The organism is Campylobacter jejuni, assembly GCF_001457695.1.
GTDB lineage: Bacteria > Campylobacterota > Campylobacteria > Campylobacterales > Campylobacteraceae > Campylobacter_D > Campylobacter_D jejuni.
In genome coordinates this window covers 296,836-323,786 of sequence record NZ_LN831025.1, presented here as the reverse complement: position 1 = coordinate 323,786, position 26,951 = coordinate 296,836, and the positions used below count along the sequence as shown (strand labels likewise).

Here is a 26,951-nt window from a genome sequence, read left to right as displayed (position 1 = left end):
TATAAAAAACTTAATTTAAAATTATAGTAAATATAAAATAAAAATATGTTTTAAAATTTTATTTTTTGAAAATTTCTTCAATATCTTTCATTATTATATCCAAATTTCCTTGTTTAAAACACTTTACTATGCTAGTTCCCACAATCACTCCGTCAGCAACTTTTCTCATTCTTTTTACATCTTGATTATTTTGAATGCCAAAGCCTACAAAAATAGGCAAATTTGTAAAAGATCTGATTTCTTTTACTTTATCTTGTAAGATTGCTTCTTCGACACTTTTCGTACCTGTAATACCTATGCTTGCTAATAAATAAATAAAACCTTTAGCATGTTTTACTAACTTTTTAACCCTTTCTTTAGGGGTTGTAACACTTACAAGTGTAATTAAAGCTATATTATATCTTTCACACTCTTTAATTAAATCATCACTTTCTTCAAAACTCAATTCAGGCACAATCAAAGCACAAATCCCTAAAGATTTTGCTTTTTTCACAAATTTTTCCAAGCCATAAGAAAAAATTAAATTATAATAAACCATAAAAACCAAAGTTTTTTTAGTTTTTATCCTAGCTAAAAGCTCAAAAACACTATGAATATCCACGCCTTGATCAAGAGCTATTTTTGCCGCATCTGCAATAATCTCACCATCGGCAATAGGATCACTATAAGCAACACCAAGTTCTAAAATATCAATAGGGCTTTGATCCAATCTTTGCAAAAAAGCTTCACTTGTTTGAAGATTTGGATAACCTAAAACCGTATAAGCCACATTTGCATTTTCTTTATAAAATTTTCTAAAATCAACCATAAATCACCCCTTTTTTATAATCTCTAATCATTTGCATATCTTTATCTCCCCTGCCTGAAAGATTTACTACTATCACGCTTTTCTTTTTTAAAGTTGGACAAAGTTTTTCTAAAAATGCCAAAGCATGCGAACTTTCAATCGCTGCAATAATACCTTCTTCTTTACAAAGTAATTTTAAAGCCTGCATACATTCTTCATCACTTATAGCATGATATTGCGCTCTTTTGCTTTCAAATAAAAAAGCATGCAAAGGACCAATTCCTGGATAATCAAGCCCTGCAGAAACACTATGTACAGGCAAGATATTGCCTAAATCATCTTGTAAAACCTTGGTTTTCATACCGTGAATAATGCCTGTTTTTCCCTTATTTAAAGTCGCTGCATGATAAGGCGTATCAATGCCAAGCCCCCCTGCTTCAATACCTATAAGTTTAACATTTTCATCTTTGATAAAATCATAAAATATTCCTGCTGCATTGCTTCCACCCCCAACAGCTGCGATAATATAATCTACTTTTTTATTGAGTTTTTGAAGTTGCATTTTGCATTCTTTTCCTATAATGCTTTGAAAATGGGTTACCATTTTAGGATAAGGATAAGGACCTACCGCACTTCCAACCACATAAAAAATATTTTTAATATCCCCAACCCAAGCTTGAATAGCCGCAGTAGTAGCTTCTTTTAGAGTTTTAAGCCCACTTTGTACTGCATGAATTTTAGTACCCAAAAGCTCCATTTTATAAACATTTAAAGCCTGTCTTTGCACATCGGTTGCTCCCATGTAAATTTCACATTCAAGCCCTAGAAGTGCTGCTGCAGTGGCTGTTGCAAGTCCGTGTTGACCTGCTCCTGTTTCTGCTATGATTTTTTTCTTTCCCATTTTTTTTGCTAAAAGGGCTTGAGCGATGGCATTATTGATTTTATGTGCTCCGGTATGATTTAAATCCTCGCGTTTTAAATAAATTTCATGCTGATATTTTTTGCTTAAATTTCTAGCAAAATAAAGTGGAGTAGGACGCCCTACATAAGTTTTTAAAAGCTCATTTAATTCTTTTTTAAAGAGTTTATCTTTAGAAAATTTCAAAAAAGCACCTTCTAGCTCATTTAAAGCAAACATTGCACTTTCAGGCAAAAACTGCCCACCAAAATCCCCATAATATGCTTTTTTCATTTTTTCAGCTCCTTTAAAATTTGTTTTATTTTGTTGATATCTTTTAAGCCTTTTTCATCTTCAAGTTTTGAATTAAGATCTAAAATTTTAGCTCCTGTTTTTACAGCCTTATGAATATTGTCCAAACCTATGCCTCCAGCTAATGCAAAATCTTTAGTATAAGAACTTAATAAAGTCCAATTAAAACTTATTCCATTACCGCCCTTTAAAATTCCCTTAGCATCAAAAAGCACTAAATCAGCAAAAATTTCACTTTTTAAATCTAAACTATTTTCCACACTTATCACCTGCCATACAAAAACATTTTGTACCTTTAAAATTTCAAATTCTTCTTTGGTAATAGTGCGATAAATTTGTACTCCATCAAGCTTAGCTTCTTTAATACATCTTAAAATTTGTTCCAAATTTTCATCTACAAAAACACCGACAACTTTTTTATCTTTTTCATGAAAAATTGCACTTAAATTTCTTGCTTGTTCTAAACTCACTCTTCTTGGACTTTTAGCAAAAATAAGTCCAAAAAAATCAATATTTAAAAGAGCTAAATCTTTAGCATTTTTTTCATCTTTAATACCACAAATTTTAAGCCTTAGCATAAGCTTGATATTCCTTAAAATATTCTATAACCTTACCTGAATAAATGGCTTCTAAAATCATATCTTTAGCCACTAAAGGCGAACTTGCTTTATTGGCTATATAAAGTGCAAACATAGCATTTAAAACTACTAAATCAAATTTTGCCCCTTGCATTTTACCACTTAAAATATCTTTTAAATCCTTAGCGTTTTCATATGCACTAGACCCTATGATTTCACTATGAAAAGCTCTTTTAAAACCAAATTGTTCAGGACAGATAGAATACTCTAAAATTTCTCCTTCACAAAGTTCATAAATTTTACTTTCATCGCAAATACTAAGCTCATCCATACCATCATTTCCTCTTACCACTAAAGCTTTTTTGCGTCCTAAATTTTTTAAAACCTCTATCAAAAGCCTATGCACAGGTGCGTGATAATTTCCCATAAGTTGATATTTTAACTTTAAATTAGGGTGCAATAAAGGACCTAAAACATTAAAAACCGTTCTTACTCCAAGTCTTGATCTGATCTCTTTAAGTTCTCCTACTAAAGGATGAAAAAATGGAGCATGCAAAAAACTAAGCCCTTGATTGTTTAGTTGTTTTAAAGCTGATTCTAAAGTGTTTGGAGTGGCTATATTTAAAGCTTCTAACACATCTGTACTTCCGCTAGAACTTGAAATAGCACGATTTCCATGTTTGGCTACTTTTACCCCTAAAGCTGCTAAAATAAAAGCACTAGTCGTAGAAACATTGATACTTTTAAATCCATCTCCACCTGTTCCACAAATATCAATCATCTCACTCTCATCACTAAAAGTTTGAGAATATCTTAAAATTTGTCTTACAAAAACACTTAAAGATTTTTCGTTTAAAGACTTTTCAGTAATTAAAATCAATAAAGCCGCCACTTGCAAAATTTCATAATCTTTAGACATAATAATCTTACAAATTTGCTCAAAATCATCGCTTTGTAAAAAATGATTTTCACTCATTTTTTGCAAATAAAAACTTAAAGGATTTTCTTGTTTTTGTGATTTTTTTATATCTTGTTTTAAAAAATTAGAAAAAAGTTGTAAGCCATATTCACTAAAATAGCTTTCAGGGTGAAATTGCACACCATAATAAGGTAAATTTTTATGCCCCAAAGCCATAATCACACCCTTTTCATCAAGGGCTAAAATTTCAAGCTCATCACTAAGCTGTTTAACCTCTAAAGAATGATAACGCATCACGCTAAAATTTGAAGGCAAATTAGAAAATAATTCATTTTCCTTGCATTGTTTTATCAAAGAATTTTTTGCATGCATAGGCTCTTGCATCTTAACCACTAAAGAATCAAAAGCTAAAGCTAAAGCTTGATGTCCTAAGCAAATGCCCAAAACAGGGATATTAAGCCTTGATTTAAAAATTTCAAGACAAATCCCACTTTGACTTGGATGCTTTGGACCAGGACTTAAAATAATATGAGTAGGATTTAAATTTTTAATTTCACTCAGCGAAATTTCATCATTTCTTCTTACTAAAATTTCATCATTGCTGAGTTGTTCTAACATGCTTTTAACATTAAAAACAAAAGAATCATAATTATCAATTAAAAGTATCATTGATTTTCCTTTTTTAAATTTTCAAAAGCTACCAAAAGCGCCTTGCGTTTAGCGCAAATTTCTGCATATTCTTTTTGACTCTCACTTTGCAAAACAATACCCGCCCCACTTGCCAAATAAGCCTTATCTTGAGTAAAAAAAGCACAACGGATTAAAATCGCTAAAGTTATGTCTTCGTTAAAATTTAAAAATCCTACCGCACCACCATAAACTCCACGATCGCAATCCTCAAGCTCACTAATGATCTCTAAAGCTCTTATTTTAGGAGCTCCACTTAAAGTTCCCGCTGGAAAAACTGCTTCAATCACATCAAAAATACTCGCATCTTCTTTCATATTGGCATACACTTCACTCACTATATGCATTACAAATTTATTTTTAATAATAGAAAAAAGATTTTCCACTCTTGTTTGAGTGCCAAATTTAGAAGCATCATTTCTTGCTAAATCTACAAGCATCTTATGTTCACTAAGTTCTTTTTCATCACTTAAAAGATCTTTTTCTAAAGCTAAAAGATCACAGTTATTTTCCAAATTTCTAGTTCCTGCAATAGGGGCTAAATAAATCTCTCTTTTTTTAATTTTCAATAAAAACTCTGGAGAAGAACCCAAAACAACACCATATTTACTTGGAAAATAAAACATATAAGCGCTTGGATTTAAAACACTTAAACTCTCATAATAATCAAAAGCATTTACTTGATGCTTGATACAAAGTTGCTTACTTAAGACCACTTGAAAAATATCTCCACTTAAAAGATATTCTTTAGCTTTTTCACACATTTTTAAAAAATCATTTTTTTCATCTTCTAAAGAGTTTAAAATTTCAAAATCATTTTTTTGCTTCGTTTTTATTAGCTCAATATCATCTTTTAAATATTCAAAATATTTTGAAGCGCCAAATTTAAAAAACATCTTGCTATTTTTCTCATAAATCAAATAAGCTTTAGCATTGGCAAATAAAAATAAAGGAAAATCATAATTTTTCTTAGAAGAAAGTGGAATTTTTTCAAACAAAGATACAAAATTTGCACTAAAAACTCCAAAAAATCCAGCAAAGTCGCAAATTTTATTCTTGCTTAAAGCTTCATAATATTTTGCCTTAAACTCGCTAAATGATAATTCATTAGCATCTAAATAATCACAATCAATCCCTATAATTACCTTAGTCAAATCCTCTGCAAAATAAGAATTTTCAAATTTTTCAAGGATTTGTCTGTAATAAAAATTTACATTTTTAACAAACATAATAAACCTTTTTAAAAAATAAATTAAAATAATATTAAAGAAAAAATTTAGATAAAAAGAAGTTTAGAAACGCCAAGAGCAAAGAGTGTGTGTAAGTTTTAAAATCAAAGAATTACTAAAAAAATTATTTTCACTCATCTTTTACCTTTCTTATAAAATATTTCAAAAATTAAGACTTTTATGAAAATTTTTAAAGTCTAAATTAATTTTAATCAATAAATATAAATTTTGCTTTAAATTTAAAATAAATATTATAAAATCTTTATATTTTATAATATTTTGAAACATTTTTACGATGCTTAAAGTTACCAAAAAAATATTCTATTGTTATAAAAAACTAAGATAATACTTAGCTTAATAAGATAAAATTATTCCGTATTTGAAATATTTAATATTTTTTAGGAAAAGCTATGGAAATCACAGATTTACCTTATCTAATCATAGGAATCATTTCAGGTATTGCTTCTGGACTTTTTGGCATTGGTGGAGGTATGATTATCGTTCCTTCTATGTTCGCACTTGGAGCAAGTGCTCACCATGCTATCGGAATTTCAGTATTGCAAATGATTTTTGCAGCAGTTTTTGGCTCTTATATTAATTATAAGAAAAAAAATCTAAATCTTAAAGATAGTATTATGATAGGTTTTGGAGGGCTCATAGGAGCAAGCTTTAGCGGAATGCTTTTAAAAGCTTTAAGTGATGTAGCTCTTACTAGCGTATTTTTGGCGGTAAGTTGTATATTTTTTATCAAATATGCTTTTGGAATTAAAGAAAACATTGTGCAAAATCAAAGAAGCGTTTGGGTAAAGAATGTCATTTTATTTATTGCTGGAGCTTTTACTGGTATTTTTGCTATTTCTTTGGGAATTGGTGGCGGACTTTTAATTGCTCCGATTTTAGCTTATTTTTTAGGCTATGATAGTAAAAAAGTTGTTTCTTTATCCTTGTTTTTTGTTATTTTTGCTTCAGTCTCTGGTATTATATCTTTTTCAAATTCTGGAGTTATAGACTCTGAAGTTATTCATAAAGGAATACTAGTAGGTATAGCTTCTATGGTTGGAGTTTTTATAGGAATTAAAATCATAGAAAAAATGCATATTTCAGCTCATAGAAAAATTTTACTTTGCGTATATGCCTTATCAATACTTGGAACCACCCACTCTTTACTTAATAAGCTAAATCTTATAAATTTTTAACTTGGATTTATCCAAGTTCTTTTAATATTATTATGCTAAAATCTTAAATTTATTTAATGTTTAGGAAAGACTATGAACGATACCATAAAAATCATTGGTGCAAGAGAAAATAACCTAAAAAATATCCACCTTGAAATTCCCAAAAACAAACTCATTGTTTTTACAGGACTGAGTGGAAGTGGAAAATCAACCCTTGCTTTTGGAACTCTTTATGCTGAAGGACAACGCCGTTATATAGAAAGTTTAAGTGCTTATGCTAGACAATTTTTAGATAAGGTAGGCAAACCTGATGTCGATAAAATCGAAGGTTTAACTCCAGCCATTGCCATAGATCAAAAAACTACTTCTAAAAATCCACGCTCTACTGTAGGAACCATCACTGAAATTTATGATTATCTAAGACTTTTATACGCAAGAGTTGGCATTCAACATTGTCATCAATGTGGACAAAAAATCTCATCTATGAGTGCAAGTGATATAGTCAGTGAAATTTTAAAATTTCCAAAAGGTGCAAAAATCATCATCTACGCTCCACTCATACGAGAAAAAAAAGGAACTTATGCAGATTTACTTGAAAATTTACGCAACAAAGGCTATGTAAGAGCTCAAATTGATGGAGTTTTAGTAAGACTTGATGAAGAAATTGAACTGGCCAAAACCAAAAAACACACCATCAAACTTGTCATAGATAGGCTTGAAATTCAAGAAGATTTACTTTCTCGTCTTGCAAGCGATATAGAAAAAGGCTTACAAGAAAGCTTTGGAGAAATAGAAATAGAAGTTTTAAATCATGAGGAAATAAACCTTAATAAACACTATCATTTTAGTGAGCATTCAGCTTGTTTTGATTGTAAAATTTCCTTTGTTCCACTTGAACCTTTAAGTTTTTCTTTTAATTCTCCAAAAGGAGCATGTGAAGCTTGCGATGGACTTGGAATTCGTTATACTTTAGATATGAAAAAAATCATCGACGAAAATTTAAGCCTCGAAAACGGTGCTGTTAAAATCATGTATGGTTTTAATAAAAGTTATTATTATAAATTCCTAATCGCCTTTTGCGAACAAAATGAAATTCCTATCAAAATACCTTTTATGCAATTAAACGAAGAACAAAAACGTCTTGTATTGTATGGTAATGCCAAAACTATAGAATTTCTTTGGAAAAGAAATCGTCTAAAACGCACTTTTGAAGGCGTGGTTAAAATGGCTTATGAAATGCTAAAAGATGAAAAAGATTTAGCCGAATATATGAGTGAAAAAATTTGTAAAGACTGCGGTGGGCATCGTTTAAAACCCGAAAGTTTAGCCGTGAAAGTAGCCAAAAAAGGCTTGGGTGAAATTTTAGATATGAGCATAGAAGATAGTACGGCCTTTTTTGCAGATGAGAAAAATTTTTCTTATTTAAGTGAGCAACAAAAACTTATTTCTAAACCTATCCTAAAAGAAATCAACGAAAGATTGTTTTTCTTGTATGATGTGGGGCTAGGTTATCTTTCCTTAGGGCGCGATGCAAGAACGATTAGTGGAGGTGAAGCACAAAGAATCCGCATAGCTTCACAAATTGGCAGTGGTTTAAGCGGGGTAATGTATGTCTTAGATGAGCCTAGCATAGGACTTCATGAAAGAGATACTGCAAAACTCATCAAAACTTTAAGAAATTTACAACAAAAGGGCAATACCCTAATTGTCGTAGAGCATGATAAAATGACCATAGAAGAAGCAGATTTTATTGTAGATATTGGCCCAAAAGCAGGAAAATTTGGGGGTGAAGTTGTATTTAGTGGAACCTATAAGGAACTCTTAAAAAGCAAAAGCGAAACCGCACTTTATATGAATGGTAAAAAACAAATTTCACAACTTCAAAACAGAGCACAAAAAGAATGGCTTGAACTTAAAAATGTAAATATTAACAATATCCAAGATTTAAGCGTAAAATTTCCTTTACAAAATTTAGTCGCTATAACAGGAGTTTCAGGTTCTGGAAAAAGTTCTTTGATACTTCAAACCTTACTTCCTTTTGCACAAGAGGAATTAAATCGTGCTAAAAAAGTTAAAAAACTTGGTGGAGTGCAAATAGAAGGACTTGAAAAACTTGATAAAGTCATTTATCTTGATCAAAGTCCTATAGGTCGCACACCACGTTCAAATCCTGCCACCTATACAGGCGCTATGGATGAAATCAGAAATCTTTTTGCCGCCACCAAAGAAGCCAAAATGCGTGGTTATAAAGCAGGACGCTTTTCTTTTAATGTCAAAGGTGGAAGATGTGAGAAATGTAGCGGAGATGGAGAAATCAAAATAGAAATGCATTTTTTACCTGATGTTATGGTAGTTTGTGATACTTGCGGGGGCAAACGCTATAACGATGCCACGCTAGAAATCAAATATAAGGGTAAAAACATCAGCGAAATTTTAAATATGAGTGTTTTAGAAGCGAGTGAATTTTTCACAGCCGTTCCTAAAATCAAGCAAAAATTAGACACTCTAGTAAAAGTGGGTTTAGACTATCTAACTCTAGGACAAAATGCCACCACCTTAAGTGGGGGTGAAGCACAAAGAATCAAACTTGCTAAAGAATTAAGCCGTAGCGATACAGGAAAAACCCTTTATATACTTGATGAGCCTACAACAGGACTGCATTTTGAAGATGTCAATAAACTCATCTTAGTTTTACAACATTTAGTTGATCTTAAAAATTCGGTTTTTGTAATAGAACATAATTTGGATGTGATTAAAAATGCTGATTATATCATCGATATGGGGCCTGAAGGCGGAGTTAAAGGTGGAAAAGTTATAAGCACAGGAAGTGTAGAAAAAGTCGCTAAAGAACACAAAAAAACCCGTTCTTACACAGGATATTATCTAGACTTAGAGCTTAAAAATACACAAAAATCATAATTTTATGTTTGATTTTTTATATAATGATATAAGTTATTTAGGACTTTTTATAGTGTGTTTTCTTTCAAGCACACTATTACCCTTAGCAAGCGAAGCCTTTGTTTTAGGCTTTATAAAACTTGATTTTAATCCAAATTTGGTACTTATCGTAGCCACTTTGGGTAATACCTTAGGAAGTTTAAGTACTTATGCTTTAGCGTATTTTGGAAAAGAAAAAATTTTAGAAAAATACTTTAGCAAATCCTTAAAAAAATTAGAAAATTTCAATGCTAATTTTGCTAAATTTGGAAGTATATTTGCTTTTTTTACTTTTTTACCTTTAGTGGGAGATCTTTTTGCCTTGGGACTTGGTTTTGCGAAATATTCTTTTTTAAAAACTATATTTTTTATCTTACTTGGAAAATTAAGTCGTTATGCTTTCATAATTTTCATAGCAGACTCCTTTTAAAAACCTCTCTTTTATAAGTTTTAAAAGCTTTGCATTGTCTACATTTTTTAAAATTTTAACACAATTTTTAGTGCTTAAATCCACCCCCATACTCATTTTTGGTTCTTTAAAACAACGCCAACTCATACCTCTTGTCAAAGAACTATCGCAAATAACATCAGCATAACACTCATCAAAATCTGCAATACTAAAATCTAATGCGTAAGCTATCGTTAAAGCATCATGTATCCAAGTTCCCTTTGCACCACGTGTTTTAGAGGCATAATCAATCCAAACGCTTAAAGTTTCAACGATAAAGTCACATAAAATATTCTTACCTTGCAACTCTTTTAAATCTTCGTGTGTTAATAAAGTCTGCATGGTTGCATTATAAGGCACGAGTGTGATTTTAGCTCTTGAATTTAGCACTATACTAGCCGCCTCAGGATCAAAACCAAAATTTGTATCTTTAGTGTAATAAGGCATATCAAAACTGCCTCCCATAATAAAAAGCTCTTTAAGATTTATATCAAAATCTTTAAAAATTTTCATAGCCATAGCGATATTTGTCAAAGGTCCTATCGCACAAATAGAAATTTCTTTAGGATTTTTACTCACCAACTCACCCATTTTAAAAATCGCATCAGGATTTATATTTTCTAAAATTTCAGGACTTTTTATATTTTCCCAAAGATATTCAAGTTTAAAATTTTTGACATTTTCATCAAGTCTTTGACGCCAAGCTTTACTTGGTTCTTTTAGGGCTTCATTCGCTCCCAAATAAACGGGGATATTTAAATTTAAACGTTTAAATAAATCCTTAGCCACACTATAGGCAACAAGGCTTGGAACATTACCGCAAACTGTGCTTAGCATTTCAAATTTGATTTCTTTAGATGACAAAATCAAAGCAAGTGCTAAACCATCATCAGTATTTGCTCCTGCAATAGCATTGCCTATGTCCGTGTCTAAGATAAGTCTCATATCGCATCTTCTATTTTATTTAAATCCCTACCTCTAGTTTCTGGCGCAAAAAATGTAGTCACAAAACCTATACCTGCAGTTAATACAAAATATGTCGCGATAGGCCACCAAGTGCCATAATACGCAAGTAAAGCAGAAGCCACCATAAGTGCTGTTTCTCCTGAAAGAATAGAACCTAGCTCCTTAGCAAAAGCCATTTTTGTATAACGGTTTTTTACCCCAAAAAGCTCCACACCCCAAGCCGCTTGCACACCAAAAATCCCTAAAGATGCTAAAGACATACCTACAATAATAGTTAAAATCACAATAATTTCATTTTTACTATCTAAAAGCATAAAAGCAGGAAAAGCATAAATCATTAAAAGCAAACAAAACATTCTATAAGTAATACATCTTCCAAATTTATCACTTAAATAACCCGCCAAAGGAATAACCAAAAAAACCCACCAATGAAGCTATCATCACTGCTGTAGTAGCTACTGATTTGTCTAAAAGTAAAATTTTAGTCACATAACCTACAATAAAACCTTGCGCAAGATAAGAAGGTCCATTTTCGCCTATTCTTAAGCCCACCATAGTCCAAAAAGCACGACTTCTTTGCCAAAAACTTCTTTCATCTTTTTTCATATGCTTTTCGTTATTAAGACGCAATTTCATCATTTCATTTTTTTGCTTTTCAAAAACAGGGGTTTCTTTGACATGAAAACGAATATATACAGCAAAAAGAGCGATTAAAATACTTCCCATAAAAGGAACTCTCCAGCCCCATTCTTTAAAACTTGCTTCATCCATTTGTACCATCAAAAGCCATACAAAAGACGCAAGCAAAGTTCCACTATTTGATCCTAAAGCAATCACAGAAGAAACAAGCCCTCTTCTCTTGCTAGGAGCATATTCTCCTAGCATAACTGTTCCACCTGAAAGTTCAGCTCCTGCGCCAAAACCCTGCATAAAACGTAATGCAACCAAACAAATAGGCGCCCAAACACCAATCACTGCATAACTTGGGATAAAATCTATCAGAGTAGTTGAAATTCCCATTAAAGCTATTGTAGCCATCATAACATTTTTTCTTCCGTGTTTATCACCTAAATGACCAAAAAACAAAGCCCCAATAGGTCTTGCAATAAAACCTATGCCATAAGTTACAAAACTAAGCAAAAGTGCAATTACTGGAGTTTGCTCAGGAAAAAATACTTCTGAAAAAATTGTTGCAGCTGCTAAACCATAAAGTGCAAAATCTGCATATTCCATAGCAGTTCCCAACCAGCAAGAAAAAACTGCCTTTTTAAAAACTTTTCTACCTTCAGGTGTGTTAAAATTCTTATCTGCAATTCCATCAATTTGCTGATTTGTCATTACATTTTCCTTACATTATTCATATAAAATTTTTACTCTACTCGATATTATGACTAAAAATTGAAGTATTTTCGCTTAAATATCTTTAAATTTCGAGACATTTTAAGCAAAATTTTGAAATAATATAACCAAAAAATATATTTTATCAAAAGAAGAAATTATTATGAAAACTTTAACTATTATTGATACTTTTGGATTTTTTTTCAGACTTTACTACGCATTAAAAGGTTTTAAAAATTCACAAGGACAAGCTAGTGGAATGATTAGCGGTTTTGCAAATTTTATTTATAGCTTAAAAAATGAATATAAAAGTGATTATATTGTTTTTGCATTAGATTCCAAAGGAAAAACTTTTCGTAGCGAAATTGATCCAAACTATAAACAAAATCGCACTCCACCGCCACCTGAACTTCTAGAACAAATTCCAATTTGCATAAAGATGATAGAAAAAATGGGTTTCATAAGCGTTTCTAGGGAAGGTTATGAAGCTGATGATATCATTGCTTCTTTTGTAAAAACTTGTGAAAATAGAGATATTTTTGTACGTATTATCACTCAAGATAAAGATCTTTATCAACTCATAAAAGATGGTAAAACAAGCATTTACAGTCCTATTTCTAAAAACGACTATGATGAAGCAGCGTGTTTAGGAAAATACGGAGTAAAACCTAATCAAATCAGAGATTTTTTAGCTCTTTGTGGGGATAGTTCTGATAATATTCCAGGCGTTAAAGGTATAGGTGCAAAAGGAGCTAAAACCTTGCTTGATGAGTTTGGTAGCATAGAGGGAATTTATGAAAATTTAACCCTAGTACGTAACGAAAGAAGTCGTAACTTGCTTTTAGAGGGTAAGGAAAATGCATTTTTAAGCAAAAAATTAGCTTCTTTGTATGACAATTTAGAAGTACAAAATCTCATAGAAAAAGCCACTTATCCTGATGAAGAACCTCTTTTAAAAATACTTGAAATTTTAGAACATTACGAACTTAATACTTTGCTTAAAAAACTGCGTCAAAATCCTGATAATAAAGATAAAAATTTAGGTTTTAAAGCCACTTTAGTACAAGATGAAAACAAACTTTTTGAAATTTTAAATACCCTTGATAAAGAAAGTATTATTGCTTTTGATACCGAAACCACAGGACTTGATACTAAAGAAGCAAAAATTGTTGGTTTTAGTTTTTGCATGAATGAAAATGAAGCCTTTTACGTGCCTTTAACTCATAATTATCTTGGAGTAGGTGAGCAAATCTCATTGCAAAGTGCCAAAAAAGCTATAGAAGTAATCTTTAATCATTTTGTTATAGGGCACAATCTCAAATATGATTTTAAAATCATTCAAAACAATTTTGACTTAAATTTACCTCAAAAATACGCAGATACAATGATTTTAGCATGGCTTAAAAATCCTTCTTTAAGAGTAAATATGGATGATTTAGCCTTAAGACTTTTTAATTACGAAACCTTGCATTTTGAAAGCCTTGTTAAAAAAGGAGAAAATTTTGCAAGTGTAGAACTTGAAAAAGCTTGTAAATACGCTGCAGAAGATGCTTATATCACTTTAAGATTTTATCTTTATTTTTTAAAAAATCTTGAAACTCCTTTATTAGAACTTGCTAAAAACTGTGAATTTGATTTCATTAAAATCATTATGATGATGGAAGAAAATGGCATAAAGCTTGATACAAATGCACTTGAAATCCTTATGAAAAAATTTGAAAATGAAATCAAAAATTTAAGTGAAGAAATTTATACTCTTTGTGAGGATAGATTTAATCTAAATTCACCTAAACAAATGGGTGATATACTTTTTGAAAAACTCAAACTCCCAAGCGGAAAAAAAGGAAAAACAGGATATTCTACCGATGAAAAAGTTTTAAATATACTTTTAGATAAACATCCTGTAATTGCTAAAATTTTAGATTATAGAGAACTTGCCAAACTTTATTCCACTTATTGCGAACCTTTGTTAAAACTAGCGTTAAAAGATAAAAATTCACGCATTTATTCAAGTTTTTTACAAACTGGAACCGCTACAGGACGTCTTTCATCTAAGGATCCAAATTTGCAAAACATCCCTGCACACGGACAATATGCAAAAGATTATAAATCTTGCTTTGTAGCTAAAGATGGATTTAGTTTTATCTCTCTTGATTATTCTCAAATCGAACTGAGAATGCTTGCACATTTTAGCGAAGATGAAAAACTTTTAAATGCTTTTGCCAATGATGAAGATATACACGCAAGAACAGCAATAATGATTTTTGGTGAAAGCAATTATGAAACCAGAAGTGTTGCAAAAAGTATAAATTTTGGACTTATTTATGGTATGGGTTATAAAACCTTAAGTCAAAATTTAAAAATAGAAGCTAATTTAGCCAAATCTTACATAGAAAAATATTTTGAAAATTTTACTAGCATTAAGAAATATTTTGAAAAAGTTAAAAACGAAGCTAAACAAAATGGTTTTATCACTACTTTAAGCGGTCGCAAGCGTTATTTTGATTTTGAAAACGCAAAACCTATGCAAATTGCCATGTATGAAAGAGAAAGCATTAATTCAATCTTGCAAGGCTCAGCAGCAGATGTAATCAAACTTGCAATGCTAGAAATCAATAAAGAATTAAATGAAGACAAAAAGCTTATTTTGCAAATTCACGATGAATTAATTTTTGAAGTAAAAGACGATTTGTGTGAAAATTTTGTAAAAAAAACTAGAGATATTATGGAAAATATAGTAAAATTAAAAGTAAAATTAAAAACAAGTTCAAGTATCGCCAAAAATTGGGGCGATTTAAAATAATCAAGGAGATAATTAATGGATCTTTCAACCATATTAGGAATGGTGCTTGCAGTTACTAGTATTTCGGTAGGAGATATACTAGAAGGTGGTAATCCTTTACATGTTGTGCATCTTTCTTCCTTTCTCATAGTTATGCCAACAGCTGCATTTTGCGCAATGACTTCTACGCATAAAAAAATTGTAAAAGCAGCCTACAAAGAACTCAAAGTTGTTTTTAAAGGTTCTGGAGTAAATTTACCCGAAAGGATAGCCCAGTTAATAGAATTTGCTATTATTGCAAGACGAGATGGTCTTTTAGCGTTAGAATCAAGAACCAGTGAGATTGAAAATGAATTTTTAAAAAATGCTATGATGATGCTTGTAGATGGTAAAAGCTTTGAAGAAATTCATGAAAGCATGGAAATACAAACTGAACAACTTGAAGAGCATTATAAAGAATGTGCAGAATATTGGATAGTATTTGGAGAGACTTGTCCTACCATGGGGCTTGTTGGAGCGGTTTTTGGACTTATTTTAGCTCTTAAATTACTAGACAATCCTCAAGCAATGGCAGCAGGTATTTCAGGTGCTTTCACAGCTACAGTTACGGGAATTTTTGGCGCTTATGCACTTTTTGCTCCTTGGGGAAAAAAATTAAAAGCTAATGGAATGGATCTTGTAAAAGAGCAAATTGTTATTACTGAAGCTATAAAAGGAATTGCAGAAGGTGCTAATCCTAGAGATTTAGAAGCTAAACTTTTTAACTTCTTAAGTCACGATGATCCAAGAATTTCACAATTTGACAAAGGTTAAAAATGGCTAAAAAACATAAATGCCCAGAATGTCCAGCAGGTGAAAAATGGGCTGTGCCTTATGCAGACTTTCTAAGTTTGCTTTTAGCACTCTTTATTGCTCTTTGGGCAATTTCTAAAACAAATCCAGCTAAAGTAGAAGCATTAAAAACAGAATTTGTAAAAATTTTTGATTACACCTCTACCCAAACAGTCAAAGAAGAAGCTAAAACTCAAGAAAAGTACAAAGGTGCAGCAAAAGAAGAAAGTGATGAACTCAAATCATTAAAACAAATGACTATGACACAGCAAGAAACTATCAAACGTCTTCAAGCGGCTCTAGATCAAAGCGACAATCAGGTTGCTCTTAACCTTCCATCTAAAGTTGAATTTGAAAGAGGTAGCGCTCAAATCGTTTCAGCTGATATACAAGATTATTTAAAACGTACGGCTGAACTAACAACATATTTGCCACCTCAAGCAAAAATAGAAATTAGAGGCTATACAGACAATAGCGACTCTATTATAAGAAGTTATGAACTCGCCTACCAAAGAGCGGAAAATGTATTAAAATATTTTATAGAAGGTGGAGAAAATTTAAAAAACATTAGCATTAAAAGCTACGGGCTTAATAATCCCATCAATGGAAATCCACAAGCTCTAGAAAATAATAGAGTAGAAATATATTTTAAAGTCGATACAGTAGATACAAGTACTCAAAAATCGGTTCTTGAGCTTATTAACAAAATAGGAACTAAAACACCTTAAAAGTTTTAGTTTCCTTTTTTTACTTGACCAGCTAAACGACTCTTATTATTTGTATTATAAACAAATCCTAGCACCTCAGCTACAGCTTTAAACATTTCCCTAGGAATAAGATCATTAACATCACAAGCTTTATAAAGCTCTCTTGCTAAAGGAGGATTTTCATAAACTACAACATTATTTTCATAGGCTACTTGTTTTATGCGAAGAGCGAGAAAATCCACTCCTTTGGCAACAACCCTAGGAGCTTGTTCTTTACTTGTATCATAACGAATAGCTACGGCATAATGCGTTGGGTTTGTGATCACCACATCCGCACCTGCAACATCTTGAACCATACGACGACGCGCAGCTTCCATTTGAAGTCTACGAATTCTACCTTTAACCTGAGGATCTCCTTCCATTTGTTTATACTCATCTTTTATTTCTTGTTTGCTCATACGCAAACCTTTAAAATACTGAAAACGCACCAAAAAAACATCTAAAACAGCAATAATTAAAAAAGCAACTATAACAATAGCTGCTAAAACAATAGCTCTGTCTCTTAGCCAAGTAAGCTGTGCAACCATAGTATAAAGCTCAACTCTTGGAAGCTCTTGCATAAATTTAAGTAAAACTATAAAAGCTATAGTAAAAACAATGCCCACTTTTAAAATAATTTTTATACTTTCAACAATTTTTTTCAATGAAAAAAGGTTTTTTAAACCTTTTAGAGGATTGATTTTTCCTAAATTTGGCATAATAGGTTTAGTTGTAAAAATAAAACCAAATTGCATAATATTTCCCAAAACCCCAGCAATCATAATACTTAAAACAATAGGCGCAAGAATAATTAAAACCTCAAAAATGCTTTTAATCATAATGGCTTGAATAATACGCAAATCAAATTCAACACCAATAAAACTTTGATAGTATCTATATAAATTTACAATTCTCTCGCCCATAAAACTCATCATAAATAAAGTTATAGTTACTCCAATTATCAAAGTTACAATAGCTGCCGCATCTTGAGACTTTGGAACATTACCTTCTTTACGTGCATCTTCTATCTTTTTGGACGTGGGTTCTTCTGTTTTTTCTTGATCTTCGCCTGCCATATTTTAGCCTAAGTAAAAATTTTAATATGTGTGTAAAATTATAGTAGAAAATTTATGAATTTCAATTAAAGAATAAAAATGAAGAAAAAGCCTCGTAAAGAGGCTTTATACTAAGAAATTAAAGTTTAGCTTCGTTTTTGCCAAGATATTCAGCCACGCCTTTAGGGTTAGCTTTCATACCTTCATCGCCCTTATTCCATCCTGCAGGACAAACTTCACCATGCTCATTTGTAAAAAGCATAGTATCAACCATTCTTAACATTTCATCTATATTTCTACCTAGTGGTAAATCATTAACCACAGCATGGCGAACTGTTCCATCAGCATCAAGCAAGAACGAACCACGAAGGGCAACTGCTTCTGCATAAAGTACATCAAAATTTCTAGCAATCTGCTTAGTTAAGTCAGCAACAAGCGGAAATTTAACCTGACCAATACCGCCTTGATTTACTGGAGTATTTTTCCAAGCAAAATGTGAAAATTCATTATCTCCTGAAATTCCAATTACTTCAATACCACGATTTTTAAATTCTTGATATCTTTTGTCAAAAGCTATAATTTCTGAAGGACAAACAAAAGTAAAATCTTTTGGATAAAAGAATACTACCGCTCCTTTTGGACCTATGTTTTTATAAAGATTAAAATCTTGAACAATTTCATTGTTTCCTAATACCGCTGGAGCAGTAAAATCTAAAGCTTTTTTAGTAACTATCATATTTTCTCCTAAATAATAAATTTTATTGATAACAAAATTATATCGTTTAAATCTTTAATTTTTTTTAAATATCTAAAATAATATTAAAAATTTAAGAAAGTTATAATTATTATCAAATAAGGTAAATTTTTGATTATCAAAATTTACCTTATTTAAGAATTTTATGCTAAAATCTTTTAAATCTTAATATTAAAAAGGAGAAAAAATGGCTGTAAAAATTACAGATACATGTATTGCTTGTGGTTCTTGTATTGATGAGTGTCCAGTGGGTGCTATCGTTGATGATGCTAACAATCCAGAAGGTAAAGATAGATATTATGTTTATGCAAACAAATGCGTTGAATGCGTAGGACATAATGATCAACCAGCTTGTGCCAGTGCTTGCCCAACAGATGGATGTATAGTTTGGAGTGCTGTAGAATCAGGACAACCAAGTCGTGATAATATTGGTGCTGATATGAGAAACGAGGACACTCCAGTTTTTGCATAATTTTAAAAAATTAAAAAACTAGAGATTCCTAGCTTTTTCTTTTAATTTAACTTTCTTTAAACAAATTTAAGTATAATTTTAAGCTTTATTAAAATAAGGAGTTATTACAAAGATGGAAAAAACTTTATCTATAATTAAACCTGATGCTGTTAAAAAAGGTGTTATAGGAAAAATTTTAGATCGTTTTGAAAGCAATGGATTAAGAATCGCTGCAATGAAAAAAGTTCAACTTAGTAAAGAACAAGCTGAAAATTTTTATGCTATTCATAAAGAAAGACCTTTTTTTAAAGATTTGGTTGAATTTATGATTAGCGGTCCTGTTGTTGTTTCTGTACTAGAAGGGGAAGGTGCTGTATTGAAAAATAGAGATTTAATGGGGGCAACAAATCCTAAAGAAGCTAAAGCAGGGACAATTAGAGCTGATTTTGCTGAGAGTATTGATGCTAATGCTGTTCATGGAAGCGATAGCTTAGAAAATGCGAAAATAGAAATTGAATTTTTCTTTAAACCAAATGAAATTTGCTAAATGAAAATCCTTTTTTCTAAGATTAATACAAAGGAATATCCTTTTAAACTTAATCTTGAAAATATGATTTTTGAGGGAAATTTAGTAAAAATAAATCCTAAGCTTGTTAAAATAAATGCTATTATGCAAGGTTTTATCTATAAACCTTGTGATAGTTGCGGAACTGAGTTGGAACTTGAAATTAAAGAAAATTTAGAACTTTTTGCAAGTGATGGTATTTTTAAAGATGAAGCAAACGAATTGAGCAATACTATAGAATTTTTCGATGGACATATTGATTTAATAGAAGTTGCTATCAGCGAGCTTGAAGCTTATTTGAGTGATTATTTTTATTGCATAAATTGCAATAATTAATTAAAATTTTATAAAGGAGAAAAAATGGCAGTACCAAAGAGAAGAGTAAGTAAAACTCGTGCAGCTAAACGCAGAACTCACTATAAAGTTAGTCTTCCTATGCCTGTAAAAGACAAAGATGGAAGCTACAAAATGCCTCACCGTGCGAATCCAACAACTAAGGAATATTAAAATCAATGATTAACATTGCCATCGATGCAATGGGTGGTGATTTTGGAGAAAAACCCATTATAGAAGGCGTTTTAAAGGCGCTAGAAGCAAAACCTTTTAACGCTATCTTAGTGGGAAATTCTAAAATTCTAAAACCTTTAATACCAAAAAAATTAGAACAATATATACAATACGAAGAAGCTAATGAAATTTTTTCGATGAATGAAAATGCCACGGATGCTTTAAAAAATAAAGAAACAACCATATATAAAGCTATTAATTTATTAAAAGAAAAAAAAGTAGATGCTGTAGTTTCAGCGGGTCATAGTGGAGCAAGTATGTCTTTGGCTACCTTAAGACTTGGAAGACTTAAAGGTATTTCAAGACCTGCTATTGCCACTTTAATGCCAAATATCGTTAACAAAACTTTACTTTTGGATGTTGGAGCTAATACAGATTGTAAAGCTGAAAATTTATTTCAATTTGCCATAATGGGTAAAGTTTATGCTAGAGAAATTATGCAAATTCAAAAACCACGCCTTGCTTTACTTTCTAATGGTGAAGAAGAATGCAAAGGCAATGAACTTACCAAAGAAAGTCATCAGCTTATGAAAAAAATTCCAAATTTTATAGGTAATGCTGAAGGTAGAGATATTTTCAATGGTGAAATAGATGTTTTAGTCTGCGATGGTTTTGATGGAAATGTTATCTTAAAGGCTTGTGAAGGTGTGGCAACAGCTATTTTTCAGCTTCTAAAAAACGAAGTAAAGCAATCTTTTATTTCTAAAATAGGTGCTTTACTTATGAAGCCATCTTTTAAAAAATTAAAAAAACACACAGATTGGCAAGAATATGGCGGAGCACCCCTTCTTGGAGTTAATGGCTGCGTGATCATAAGTCATGGAAAAAGCGATTCTAGAGCTATTAAAAATGCGATTTTTCAAGCTATAAATTTTAGCCAATCTCATATCAATGAACTTATAGAAAATGAACTTGGGAAATACAATGCTTAAAGCCGGTCTTAAAAGTATAGCTTCTTATATTCCAGAAAAAATTTTAAGCAATGCTGATCTTGAAAAAATGGTAGATACCACCGATGAATGGATCACTAGACGCACAGGTATTAAAGAAAGACGCATTGCTAGTGAAAATGAAAATACTAGCGATTTGGGCACAAAAGCTGCATTAAAAGCCATAGAAAGAGCAAATTTAAAACCTGAAGATATTGATGCTATTCTTGTAGCCACTTTAAGTCCTGATTATTTTACTATGCCTTCAACGGCTTGTAAAATTGCTTCAAATTTAGGACTTGTAAATATTAGCGCTTTTGATATTTCAGCAGCTTGTTCTGGTTTTATCTATTTACTTGAACAAGCCAAAGCCTTAGTAGAAAGTGGTTTGAAAAAAAATGTTTTAATCATAGGAGCTGAAAAAACAAGTTCAATTATGGATTACAATGACAGAAGCATTTGTATACTCTTTGGAGATGGTGCAGGTGCTGGAGTTGTAAGTTTTGACAATGAAAATCATATCCTTGATGTACATACTGCAAGCAATGGTAATTATGGAGATCTTTTAATGACTCAAAGATCGCAAAAATCAAGCCTATGTCAAACACTTTCTATGCAAATGAAAGGCAATGAAGTTTTTAAAATAGCAGTAAACACGCTTAGCAATGATGTTGTAGAAATTTTAGTTAAAAATAACATTTTAGCACAAGAAATTGATCTTTTTATTCCTCATCAAGCTAATCTACGCATCATTAAAGCCGTCCAAGAAAAACTCAATCTAAGCGATGAAAAATGTGTAATCACTGTACAAAAATATGGCAATACTTCAGCTGCTTCTATACCTATGGCAATGAATGATGCCTATGAAGAAGGTCGACTTAAAAAAGGAAATCTGATCTTACTAGATGCTTTTGGCGGTGGTTTTACTTGGGGATCTGCGCTTTTAAAATTTGGAGGAGAGAATTTTTAATTCTCTCTTAGCTTTCCAAAAGCTTGAATTTCCACCAAATAACCCTCTGCTAAAGCACTTCCTACACAAGCTCTAACATGTTTAGGATAATTTTTAATCCAAGCATCATAAATTTCATTCATTGCATCAAAATCTTGCATATTAGCTAACCAGATTTGAATTTGAATCAAATCTCCTTTGTTTGTGCCTATTTTTTCAAACAAAGCATCAAGTTCTGCAAGCGCTTCTTTAGTTTGTTTTTTAATATCTCCGCTAGGTTCAAAAGCCACTTGTCCTGCAGTCTTAAAATATTTATCAAAAACAATAATTTGCGACATTCTATCGCACTCATCAAAACGCTTTATCATGCATATTTTCCTTGAAATTCTTTCATAAATTCACACAAGGTTTTTACCTGATCCAAATTAAGCGCATTATAAATACTTGCACGAATTCCTCCTAAAATTCTATGTCCTTTAAGTCCTATCATTCCAGCTTCTTCGGCTTCCTTTACAAAAAGAGGCTCTAAATCTTTATTTTTAGCAATATTAAAACTCACATTCATTAAAGATCTATCCTTTTTATCTGCATGTCCTTTATAAAATCCATTACTTAAATCAATACATTCATAAAGCATAGCAGCTTTTTGAGAATTTTTCTCATGTACTTTATCAAGTCCGCCTTGATTTAAAAGCCAATTCATTTCAAGATTAAACATATAAATAGCAAAGGTTGGAGGCGTGTTAAACAAGGACTGATTCTCAGCATGAGTCAAATAATTTAACATACTAGAAATTTGTTTATTTTTAGATCTTTCTAACATATCTTTACGGATAAAAATACAACTTAAACCCGAAATTCCAGCATTTTTTTGCACCCCGCCATAAAAAAGAGCGATATTTGAAAAATCTACTTTTCTAGAAAAAAAATCACTCGATGCATCTACAATCAAAGGAGCTTTAGTTTTAGGATAATTTTGATATTGAGTGCCGTAAATAGTATTGTTAGAACAAATATAAGCATAATCAGCTTTATCACTAAATTCCACTCTAGGAATATGATCGAAATTACTTTCCTCGCTACTTGCTACTGTTTTAACATTGACACCTAAAATTTGTGCTTCTTTAATTGCTTTTTTTGTCCAAACTCCTGTATTTGCATATTCACAAACCCCATTTAAAGCTAAATTCATAGGAATCATAGCAAATTGCAAACTTGCTCCACCTTGTAAAAATAATACTTCATAATCATCATTTAACCCGTAAAGTTTTTTAGCTTTCTCTTGTGCTTCAAAATGCACTTCTTCAAATACTTTTGTGCGGTGAGAAATTTCCATTATAGAATAACCCCTACCCTGATAATCACAGAGTTCTTTTTGAGCTTGCTCTAAAATTTCTAAAGGTAAAGTCGATGGCCCTGCACTGAAATTGATTTTTCTCATAATCTATCCTTATAAAATTTTTGCTTCTTTTTGAGAAGTTTGAGAACTTAAAATAACGATATCATCACTCTTAAGATCTTCTAAATTTGCTATTTTACCATTTTTTCTGATACAAATAAACTTTTTGCTTTTATTAAAAAAATTCTCATGTTGCAAATAAGCATTTTGCAATTTATCTAATTTTAATTCATTATAACGCATTTGATTTGCCAGTAAATGATTTAATTGCTTTTCTATATTATGGCTTTGTTTTATTTTTTCATCTATTATTTTTGGCAAAGAATTAAATTTGAAAAATTTGCTTAAATTTAAAAGCAAATTTTCATAATTTTGTATTTTATGATTCCAAAGTTGCATTAATTTTTCTTCCATTAAATCTAAACTTTGTTCTATATCTAACTTAGAATAAAACAAAGTATCTATAGCAGCTGAGGGCGTTGGAGCTCTAAAATCTGCAACAAAATCACTAATAACATAATCAATCTCATGTCCTATGGCTGAAATGATAGGAGTTTTTGCTTTAAAAATCTCTCTTGCTAAATTTTCATCACTAAAACAAAAAAGATCTTCCCTGCTTCCTCCACCACGTGCTATAATAAGAACATCTAAATCCATATCATCGGCTTTTTTTAAAGCTTGTATAAGAGAAAAAGGAGCATTATTTCCTTGAGTTAAAGCATCAAAAATATAAATTTTTGCCAAAAAATATTCTTTTTGATGAATAAGTTTTAACATATCTTGCAAAACAGCAGAAGTTTTTGAAGTGATAATGCCTACTTTTTTAGGAAATTTTGGCAAAGATTTTTTAAAGCGTGGATCAAAAAGTCCTTCTTTTTGCAAACGCTCTTTTAAAGCCAAAAACTGTGCTTCCAAATCCCCAAAACCTGCTTTTTTCATACTAGTAGCGATAAATTGATAACGACCACTTTCAGGATATAAACTCACACTTCCACAAAGCTCTAAAAAATCCCCCACTGCGGGTTTAAATCCGACTTTTAAATTAGCTCCTTTAAACATAGCACAAGCAATGCTTGATCTTTCATCTTTTAAATCAAAATACCAATGCCCTGAACCATGCAAAGTAATTTTTGAAATTTCTCCACTTAAAACTATATCATCAAAATGTGTTTCTAATAAAGCCTTTGCTTTAAGATTTAATTCTGTTGGTGTCATAGTTTTTTTGCTATAAACATTGAACTCACGCCAAAGCTAAAACTTTTATAATCAAGCATTTTAAAACCAGCATTTTTAAGCTCTAAAATAAACTCTTCCTTACTTAAAAATCCTTCAATAGAATTTGGCAAATACTCATAAGCACTTTTATTTTTACTGATTATCCCACCTATACTTGGTAAAATATTTTTAAGATAAAAATCTCTACAAGCTGCTATAAATCCACCCTTTTCTCTTTTTGTAAATTCCAAAACTACCAAAATACCATCTTTTTGAAGTACTCTAGCAAATTCGCCTAAGGCTTTTTGTCTTTCTACAACATTGCGAATGCCATAACTAATACTTAAAATATCTAAACTTTGACTTTCTAAAGGTAAATTTTGTGCCCCTGCTTCTATAAATTCAACATTTGGAAATTTTTCTTTTGCAACATTTAGCATGCCGCTACTTGGATCAACACCTTTAATATTTAAAATATTTTTTTCCATTTTTAAAGCACTCTCTTGCCAAATCTCTATCATATCCCCTGTGCCACAGGCAATATCAGCGATTTTTAAATCTTTTTTTAAATACAAACTCATCACTCTTTGACAAGCTTTTTTGCGCCACGCTACATCAGCTCCAAAGCTTAAAATTCTATTCGCCTTATCATAAGTAGGTGCAATTTGATTAAACATTTCTATAATTTTTTCTTGTTTTTGCATTTTTATCCTTTGTAAATTTTCAAATTTTTACTTGATTTTTTAAGCAATTTGCAAAATTTATTTTTATTATTGATTATTTTGGAAAAAATATTTTTATCCCTATCTTTGCAATATTTTTCATAAAGTTTGTTTAAATTTTTTATCTCTAAAAAACGATAAAAATATTCTAAAAACATTGCCAATTCAAAAAAACTATTTTCAAAAAGCTCTAAGTTAAAATTTTTTAGTATATTTTTTCTAAATAAAATAATTTTTTTTCTAAGTTCTAACGCAACAAGTTGTTTAAAAAACCTATCTTTGCAATCGCCTTCATAAAAAGAATTTTCCTTTATGAAAAAATCAAAATCATTAAACAAATCTTGGATTTTTTCATCGCTTAAAAATAGCAATAAATCTTGATTTGAATTTTCACTTGCTAAAATATCTTGAGTTTTTTTCGTTATATCTTTAAACTTTAAAGCCAAAATATTACTCAAATTTTTATCTAAAATAGTATTCATACTTGATAAAACTATATACAAGCTTCTTGAATAAAATAAAAATTCGCATAAACTTTGCTTATCTTTTCTCTCTAAAGATAAAGTCCAATAAAATTTTAATTTTTTAAATAAATAAAATAAAAAAATTCTAAATCCATCATAAGCATTAATATAATTTGGAAAATCCAAGCTAAAATTCTGATTTTTTTCTATAATTTTAAAACATTTCTCTATATCAAAATTTTGATATTCAAAACCATATAAAACGATATGTTTAGAATTTAAATCATGATGTAATTCTTTTTGAATTTTAAAATCTTTAGGAATTTTAAATTCATTGGAACTATCCAAAGTTGGAAAAAATATTTTTAAAATACAAATTTTAGGCTCTTCATAAATATCAATATAACTTTTTAAAGAGCAAAATTTAAATTCGAAGCGTTCTTTTTTAATACTCTTTCCTATAATCTTTTTTCGAGCTTTTTCAAATTTTTTTTTAGAAATTTTCTCTTCTTGATTCTGTTCTAAAATTGAATTATTAAATTTTGTAATTTTATAAAATTCATTGCAAAAACTTTGAAATTTAACACTATGATTTGAAGTTATTTGAGTATAAAAAGTTTCAAATTTAGAATTTCGAAAAGGTATATTATCTTTTTTTAAATTCTCTAAAAGAGTGCAATCAGATAGTAAAAAGTTTTTTTGAATTTCATAAACCATTAAAATAACCCTTAAAATATATGGGTTATTTTAACCTTATTTTGCTTAATGACACTTTTTGCAACTATCAACATAAGCACAAACAGACAGATGATTGACGAGATTGCTTATCTTTTTTTCTAAATGCTCTTGATATTCATAAAGCTTAGCATCTTTAAAACTTAAATCCTCTATACCACCACATTTGGTGCAAACAACATGAATATGTTCTTCTTCATAGATATCGTAACAAGTTTTTTGATTTAAAACATTGATTTCAACAACTAAACCTTGTTCTTGTAAAGTATTAAGATTTTTATAAACCGTCGCTAAAGAGATTGAAGGGTATTCTTTTTTAATTTCTGTATATAATTCATCAATATTAGGATGCTCATGTCTTTTTAAAATTTTTAAAACACATAGTCTTTGCGGAGTAGCTTTTAACTCATGTTTTTTAAGCATTTGTAGTAATTCCATTTTATTTATTCCTTGCTTTTTTAAGTAAAAATAATAATAAAATTTTTATTAAAAGAAGTTTATATCAAATAATAT

Annotated in this window: 27 protein-coding genes and 1 pseudogene; 12 read left to right on the top strand and 16 right to left on the bottom strand. The window is 30.5% G+C overall.

All coding sequences use genetic code 11. The annotated features are described in order from the left end of the window. Positions 1-58 precede the first annotated feature (58 nt). The 6 genes from trpA to AT682_RS01670 all read right to left on the bottom strand — a co-directional run bounded on the left by trpA (position 59) and on the right by AT682_RS01670 (position 5,698). Entirely contained in the window at positions 59-808 is a 750-nt protein-coding gene (gene trpA / locus AT682_RS01695; RefSeq protein WP_004306661.1) for a tryptophan synthase subunit alpha, read from the bottom strand. Then, positions 801-1,979 carry a tryptophan synthase subunit beta gene (gene trpB, locus AT682_RS01690; protein ID WP_004306663.1) on the bottom strand — a complete coding sequence of 393 codons (1,179 nt, stop codon included), beginning with the start codon at positions 1,977-1,979 and terminating at the stop codon, positions 801-803. The genes trpA and trpB overlap by 8 nt, the downstream gene beginning before the upstream one ends. Further along, entirely contained in the window at positions 1,976-2,575 is a 600-nt protein-coding gene (trpF, locus tag AT682_RS01685) for a phosphoribosylanthranilate isomerase (RefSeq protein ID WP_004306664.1), read from the bottom strand. Before trpF ends, trpB begins: the two co-directional genes overlap by 4 nt. Continuing rightward, positions 2,562-4,163 carry an anthranilate phosphoribosyltransferase gene (gene trpD, locus AT682_RS01680; protein WP_004306666.1) on the bottom strand — a complete coding sequence of 534 codons (1,602 nt, stop codon included), beginning with the start codon at positions 4,161-4,163 and terminating at the stop codon, positions 2,562-2,564. Before trpD ends, trpF begins: the two co-directional genes overlap by 14 nt. Next, the gene (gene trpE, locus AT682_RS01675; RefSeq protein ID WP_004306668.1) at positions 4,160-5,410 is read right to left on the bottom strand and encodes an anthranilate synthase component I family protein; all 1,251 of its coding nucleotides are present in this window, start codon (positions 5,408-5,410) and stop codon (positions 4,160-4,162) included. The genes trpD and trpE overlap by 4 nt, the downstream gene beginning before the upstream one ends. A gap of 162 nt (positions 5,411-5,572) precedes the next feature. After that, positions 5,573-5,698, bottom strand: a complete 126-nt coding sequence (locus AT682_RS01670; RefSeq protein ID WP_002854718.1) for a hypothetical protein — start codon at positions 5,696-5,698, stop codon at positions 5,573-5,575. Positions 5,699-5,820: 122 nt separating this feature from the next. Here AT682_RS01670 and AT682_RS01665 point away from each other — a divergent pair, with 122 nt between their 5' ends. The 3 genes from AT682_RS01665 to AT682_RS01655 all read left to right on the top strand — a co-directional run bounded on the left by AT682_RS01665 (position 5,821) and on the right by AT682_RS01655 (position 9,952). Beyond that, positions 5,821-6,606, top strand: a complete 786-nt coding sequence (locus tag AT682_RS01665) for a sulfite exporter TauE/SafE family protein (protein ID WP_002883336.1) — start codon at positions 5,821-5,823, stop codon at positions 6,604-6,606. Positions 6,607-6,678: 72 nt separating this feature from the next. Next, positions 6,679-9,504, top strand: coding sequence for an excinuclease ABC subunit UvrA (gene uvrA, locus AT682_RS01660; protein ID WP_002883334.1), 2,826 nt, complete (start codon positions 6,679-6,681; stop codon positions 9,502-9,504). Positions 9,505-9,508: 4 nt separating this feature from the next. After that, positions 9,509-9,952: a YqaA family protein gene (locus AT682_RS01655; protein ID WP_002883333.1), complete on the top strand. Its 444-nt coding sequence runs from the start codon at positions 9,509-9,511 to the stop codon at positions 9,950-9,952. Here AT682_RS01655 and AT682_RS01650 read toward each other — a convergent pair. Next, positions 9,908-10,915 (bottom strand): nucleoside hydrolase, encoded by a 1,008-nt coding sequence (locus AT682_RS01650; RefSeq protein WP_002883332.1) that lies wholly within the window; start codon positions 10,913-10,915, stop codon positions 9,908-9,910. The genes AT682_RS01655 and AT682_RS01650 overlap by 45 nt on opposite strands. Next, positions 10,912-12,274, bottom strand: a pseudogene (locus AT682_RS01645) (MFS transporter). Before AT682_RS01645 ends, AT682_RS01650 begins: the two are co-directional and overlap by 4 nt. A 163-nt stretch (positions 12,275-12,437) precedes the next feature. On the opposite strand from AT682_RS01645, the gene polA reads away from it, so the two are divergent. From polA to motB, 3 genes are read left to right on the top strand one after another with little or no spacing between them, the layout of a single operon-like run. Beyond that, positions 12,438-15,077 carry a DNA polymerase I gene (gene polA / locus AT682_RS01640; protein ID WP_002883331.1) on the top strand — a complete coding sequence of 880 codons (2,640 nt, stop codon included), beginning with the start codon at positions 12,438-12,440 and terminating at the stop codon, positions 15,075-15,077. Between the two features lie 15 nt (positions 15,078-15,092). Beyond that, entirely contained in the window at positions 15,093-15,869 is a 777-nt protein-coding gene (gene motA / locus AT682_RS01635; RefSeq protein WP_002858693.1) for a flagellar motor stator protein MotA, read from the top strand. A gap of 2 nt (positions 15,870-15,871) precedes the next feature. Next, positions 15,872-16,615 (top strand): flagellar motor protein MotB, encoded by a 744-nt coding sequence (gene motB / locus AT682_RS01630; RefSeq protein ID WP_002883330.1) that lies wholly within the window; start codon positions 15,872-15,874, stop codon positions 16,613-16,615. Positions 16,616-16,620: 5 nt separating this feature from the next. Here the strand turns inward: motB and flhB are convergent, their stop codons facing one another. Then, the gene (gene flhB / locus AT682_RS01625) at positions 16,621-17,709 is read right to left on the bottom strand and encodes a flagellar biosynthesis protein FlhB (RefSeq protein WP_002857279.1); all 1,089 of its coding nucleotides are present in this window, start codon (positions 17,707-17,709) and stop codon (positions 16,621-16,623) included. A gap of 118 nt (positions 17,710-17,827) precedes the next feature. Then, positions 17,828-18,424 (bottom strand): peroxiredoxin, encoded by a 597-nt coding sequence (gene ahpC / locus AT682_RS01620; protein ID WP_002854219.1) that lies wholly within the window; start codon positions 18,422-18,424, stop codon positions 17,828-17,830. A 205-nt stretch (positions 18,425-18,629) separates the two neighbouring features. On the opposite strand from ahpC, the gene fdxA reads away from it, so the two are divergent. The 6 genes from fdxA (at position 18,630) to fabH (ending at position 21,924) form a co-directional block, all read left to right on the top strand. Further along, on the top strand, positions 18,630-18,914 hold the full coding sequence (gene fdxA / locus AT682_RS01615; RefSeq protein WP_002883308.1) for a DUF362 domain-containing protein: 285 nt from the start codon (positions 18,630-18,632) through the stop codon (positions 18,912-18,914). Positions 18,915-19,026: 112 nt separating this feature from the next. Next, complete coding sequence (ndk, locus tag AT682_RS01610; protein WP_002883309.1) at positions 19,027-19,440, top strand: nucleoside-diphosphate kinase; 414 nt, start codon at positions 19,027-19,029, stop codon at positions 19,438-19,440. After that, positions 19,441-19,794, top strand: coding sequence for a hypothetical protein (locus tag AT682_RS01605; RefSeq protein WP_002883311.1), 354 nt, complete (start codon positions 19,441-19,443; stop codon positions 19,792-19,794). A gap of 24 nt (positions 19,795-19,818) precedes the next feature. Then, positions 19,819-19,965, top strand: a complete 147-nt coding sequence (gene rpmF / locus AT682_RS01600) for a 50S ribosomal protein L32 (protein ID WP_002862578.1) — start codon at positions 19,819-19,821, stop codon at positions 19,963-19,965. 5 nt (positions 19,966-19,970) lie between these two features. Further along, positions 19,971-20,957: a phosphate acyltransferase PlsX gene (gene plsX, locus AT682_RS01595; protein ID WP_002883314.1), complete on the top strand. Its 987-nt coding sequence runs from the start codon at positions 19,971-19,973 to the stop codon at positions 20,955-20,957. After that, positions 20,950-21,924, top strand: a complete 975-nt coding sequence (gene fabH / locus AT682_RS01590) for a beta-ketoacyl-ACP synthase III (RefSeq protein WP_002883315.1) — start codon at positions 20,950-20,952, stop codon at positions 21,922-21,924. The genes plsX and fabH overlap by 8 nt, the downstream gene beginning before the upstream one ends. Here fabH and AT682_RS01585 read toward each other — a convergent pair. Genes AT682_RS01585 through perR form a run of 6 tightly spaced genes read right to left on the bottom strand, consistent with a single transcriptional unit; the run spans position 21,921 to position 26,876 of the window. Next, positions 21,921-22,271: a RidA family protein gene (locus AT682_RS01585; protein WP_002883316.1), complete on the bottom strand. Its 351-nt coding sequence runs from the start codon at positions 22,269-22,271 to the stop codon at positions 21,921-21,923. The genes fabH and AT682_RS01585 overlap by 4 nt on opposite strands. Then, entirely contained in the window at positions 22,268-23,344 is a 1,077-nt protein-coding gene (gene serC, locus AT682_RS01580; RefSeq protein WP_002883317.1) for a phosphoserine transaminase, read from the bottom strand. The genes AT682_RS01585 and serC overlap by 4 nt, the downstream gene beginning before the upstream one ends. Before the next feature lie 9 nt (positions 23,345-23,353). Continuing rightward, entirely contained in the window at positions 23,354-24,517 is a 1,164-nt protein-coding gene (gene xseA / locus AT682_RS01575) for an exodeoxyribonuclease VII large subunit (protein WP_002883318.1), read from the bottom strand. Continuing rightward, on the bottom strand, positions 24,514-25,221 hold the full coding sequence (gene ubiE / locus AT682_RS01570; RefSeq protein WP_002883319.1) for a bifunctional demethylmenaquinone methyltransferase/2-methoxy-6-polyprenyl-1,4-benzoquinol methylase UbiE: 708 nt from the start codon (positions 25,219-25,221) through the stop codon (positions 24,514-24,516). The genes xseA and ubiE overlap by 4 nt, the downstream gene beginning before the upstream one ends. A 2-nt stretch (positions 25,222-25,223) precedes the next feature. Then, positions 25,224-26,420 (bottom strand): hypothetical protein, encoded by a 1,197-nt coding sequence (locus tag AT682_RS01565; protein ID WP_004307037.1) that lies wholly within the window; start codon positions 26,418-26,420, stop codon positions 25,224-25,226. A 45-nt stretch (positions 26,421-26,465) separates the two neighbouring features. Further along, positions 26,466-26,876: a peroxide-responsive transcriptional repressor PerR gene (gene perR / locus AT682_RS01560; protein ID WP_004307040.1), complete on the bottom strand. Its 411-nt coding sequence runs from the start codon at positions 26,874-26,876 to the stop codon at positions 26,466-26,468. Positions 26,877-26,951: the final 75 nt, after the last annotated feature.

What these genes read in the sequence shown, in the direction of transcription:
- trpA (WP_004306661.1), bottom strand. Translation starts at nt 808, where the DNA reads ATGGTTGATTTTAGAAAATTTTATAAAGAAAATGCAAATGTGGCTTAT.
- trpB (WP_004306663.1), bottom strand. Translation starts at nt 1,979, where the DNA reads ATGAAAAAAGCATATTATGGGGATTTTGGTGGGCAGTTTTTGCCTGAA.
- trpF (WP_004306664.1), bottom strand. Translation starts at nt 2,575, where the DNA reads ATGCTAAGGCTTAAAATTTGTGGTATTAAAGATGAAAAAAATGCTAAA.
- trpD (WP_004306666.1), bottom strand. Translation starts at nt 4,163, where the DNA reads ATGATACTTTTAATTGATAATTATGATTCTTTTGTTTTTAATGTTAAA.
- trpE (WP_004306668.1), bottom strand. Translation starts at nt 5,410, where the DNA reads ATGTTTGTTAAAAATGTAAATTTTTATTACAGACAAATCCTTGAAAAA.
- AT682_RS01670 (WP_002854718.1), bottom strand. Translation starts at nt 5,698, where the DNA reads ATGTTTCAAAATATTATAAAATATAAAGATTTTATAATATTTATTTTA.
- AT682_RS01665 (WP_002883336.1), top strand. Translation starts at nt 5,821, where the DNA reads ATGGAAATCACAGATTTACCTTATCTAATCATAGGAATCATTTCAGGT.
- uvrA (WP_002883334.1), top strand. Translation starts at nt 6,679, where the DNA reads ATGAACGATACCATAAAAATCATTGGTGCAAGAGAAAATAACCTAAAA.
- AT682_RS01655 (WP_002883333.1), top strand. Translation starts at nt 9,509, where the DNA reads ATGTTTGATTTTTTATATAATGATATAAGTTATTTAGGACTTTTTATA.
- AT682_RS01650 (WP_002883332.1), bottom strand. Translation starts at nt 10,915, where the DNA reads ATGAGACTTATCTTAGACACGGACATAGGCAATGCTATTGCAGGAGCA.
- polA (WP_002883331.1), top strand. Translation starts at nt 12,438, where the DNA reads ATGAAAACTTTAACTATTATTGATACTTTTGGATTTTTTTTCAGACTT.
- motA (WP_002858693.1), top strand. Translation starts at nt 15,093, where the DNA reads ATGGATCTTTCAACCATATTAGGAATGGTGCTTGCAGTTACTAGTATT.
- motB (WP_002883330.1), top strand. Translation starts at nt 15,872, where the DNA reads ATGGCTAAAAAACATAAATGCCCAGAATGTCCAGCAGGTGAAAAATGG.
- flhB (WP_002857279.1), bottom strand. Translation starts at nt 17,709, where the DNA reads ATGGCAGGCGAAGATCAAGAAAAAACAGAAGAACCCACGTCCAAAAAG.
- ahpC (WP_002854219.1), bottom strand. Translation starts at nt 18,424, where the DNA reads ATGATAGTTACTAAAAAAGCTTTAGATTTTACTGCTCCAGCGGTATTA.
- fdxA (WP_002883308.1), top strand. Translation starts at nt 18,630, where the DNA reads ATGGCTGTAAAAATTACAGATACATGTATTGCTTGTGGTTCTTGTATT.
- ndk (WP_002883309.1), top strand. Translation starts at nt 19,027, where the DNA reads ATGGAAAAAACTTTATCTATAATTAAACCTGATGCTGTTAAAAAAGGT.
- AT682_RS01605 (WP_002883311.1), top strand. Translation starts at nt 19,441, where the DNA reads ATGAAAATCCTTTTTTCTAAGATTAATACAAAGGAATATCCTTTTAAA.
- rpmF (WP_002862578.1), top strand. Translation starts at nt 19,819, where the DNA reads ATGGCAGTACCAAAGAGAAGAGTAAGTAAAACTCGTGCAGCTAAACGC.
- plsX (WP_002883314.1), top strand. Translation starts at nt 19,971, where the DNA reads ATGATTAACATTGCCATCGATGCAATGGGTGGTGATTTTGGAGAAAAA.
- fabH (WP_002883315.1), top strand. Translation starts at nt 20,950, where the DNA reads ATGCTTAAAGCCGGTCTTAAAAGTATAGCTTCTTATATTCCAGAAAAA.
- AT682_RS01585 (WP_002883316.1), bottom strand. Translation starts at nt 22,271, where the DNA reads ATGATAAAGCGTTTTGATGAGTGCGATAGAATGTCGCAAATTATTGTT.
- serC (WP_002883317.1), bottom strand. Translation starts at nt 23,344, where the DNA reads ATGAGAAAAATCAATTTCAGTGCAGGGCCATCGACTTTACCTTTAGAA.
- xseA (WP_002883318.1), bottom strand. Translation starts at nt 24,517, where the DNA reads ATGACACCAACAGAATTAAATCTTAAAGCAAAGGCTTTATTAGAAACA.
- ubiE (WP_002883319.1), bottom strand. Translation starts at nt 25,221, where the DNA reads ATGCAAAAACAAGAAAAAATTATAGAAATGTTTAATCAAATTGCACCT.
- AT682_RS01565 (WP_004307037.1), bottom strand. Translation starts at nt 26,420, where the DNA reads ATGGTTTATGAAATTCAAAAAAACTTTTTACTATCTGATTGCACTCTT.
- perR (WP_004307040.1), bottom strand. Translation starts at nt 26,876, where the DNA reads ATGGAATTACTACAAATGCTTAAAAAACATGAGTTAAAAGCTACTCCG.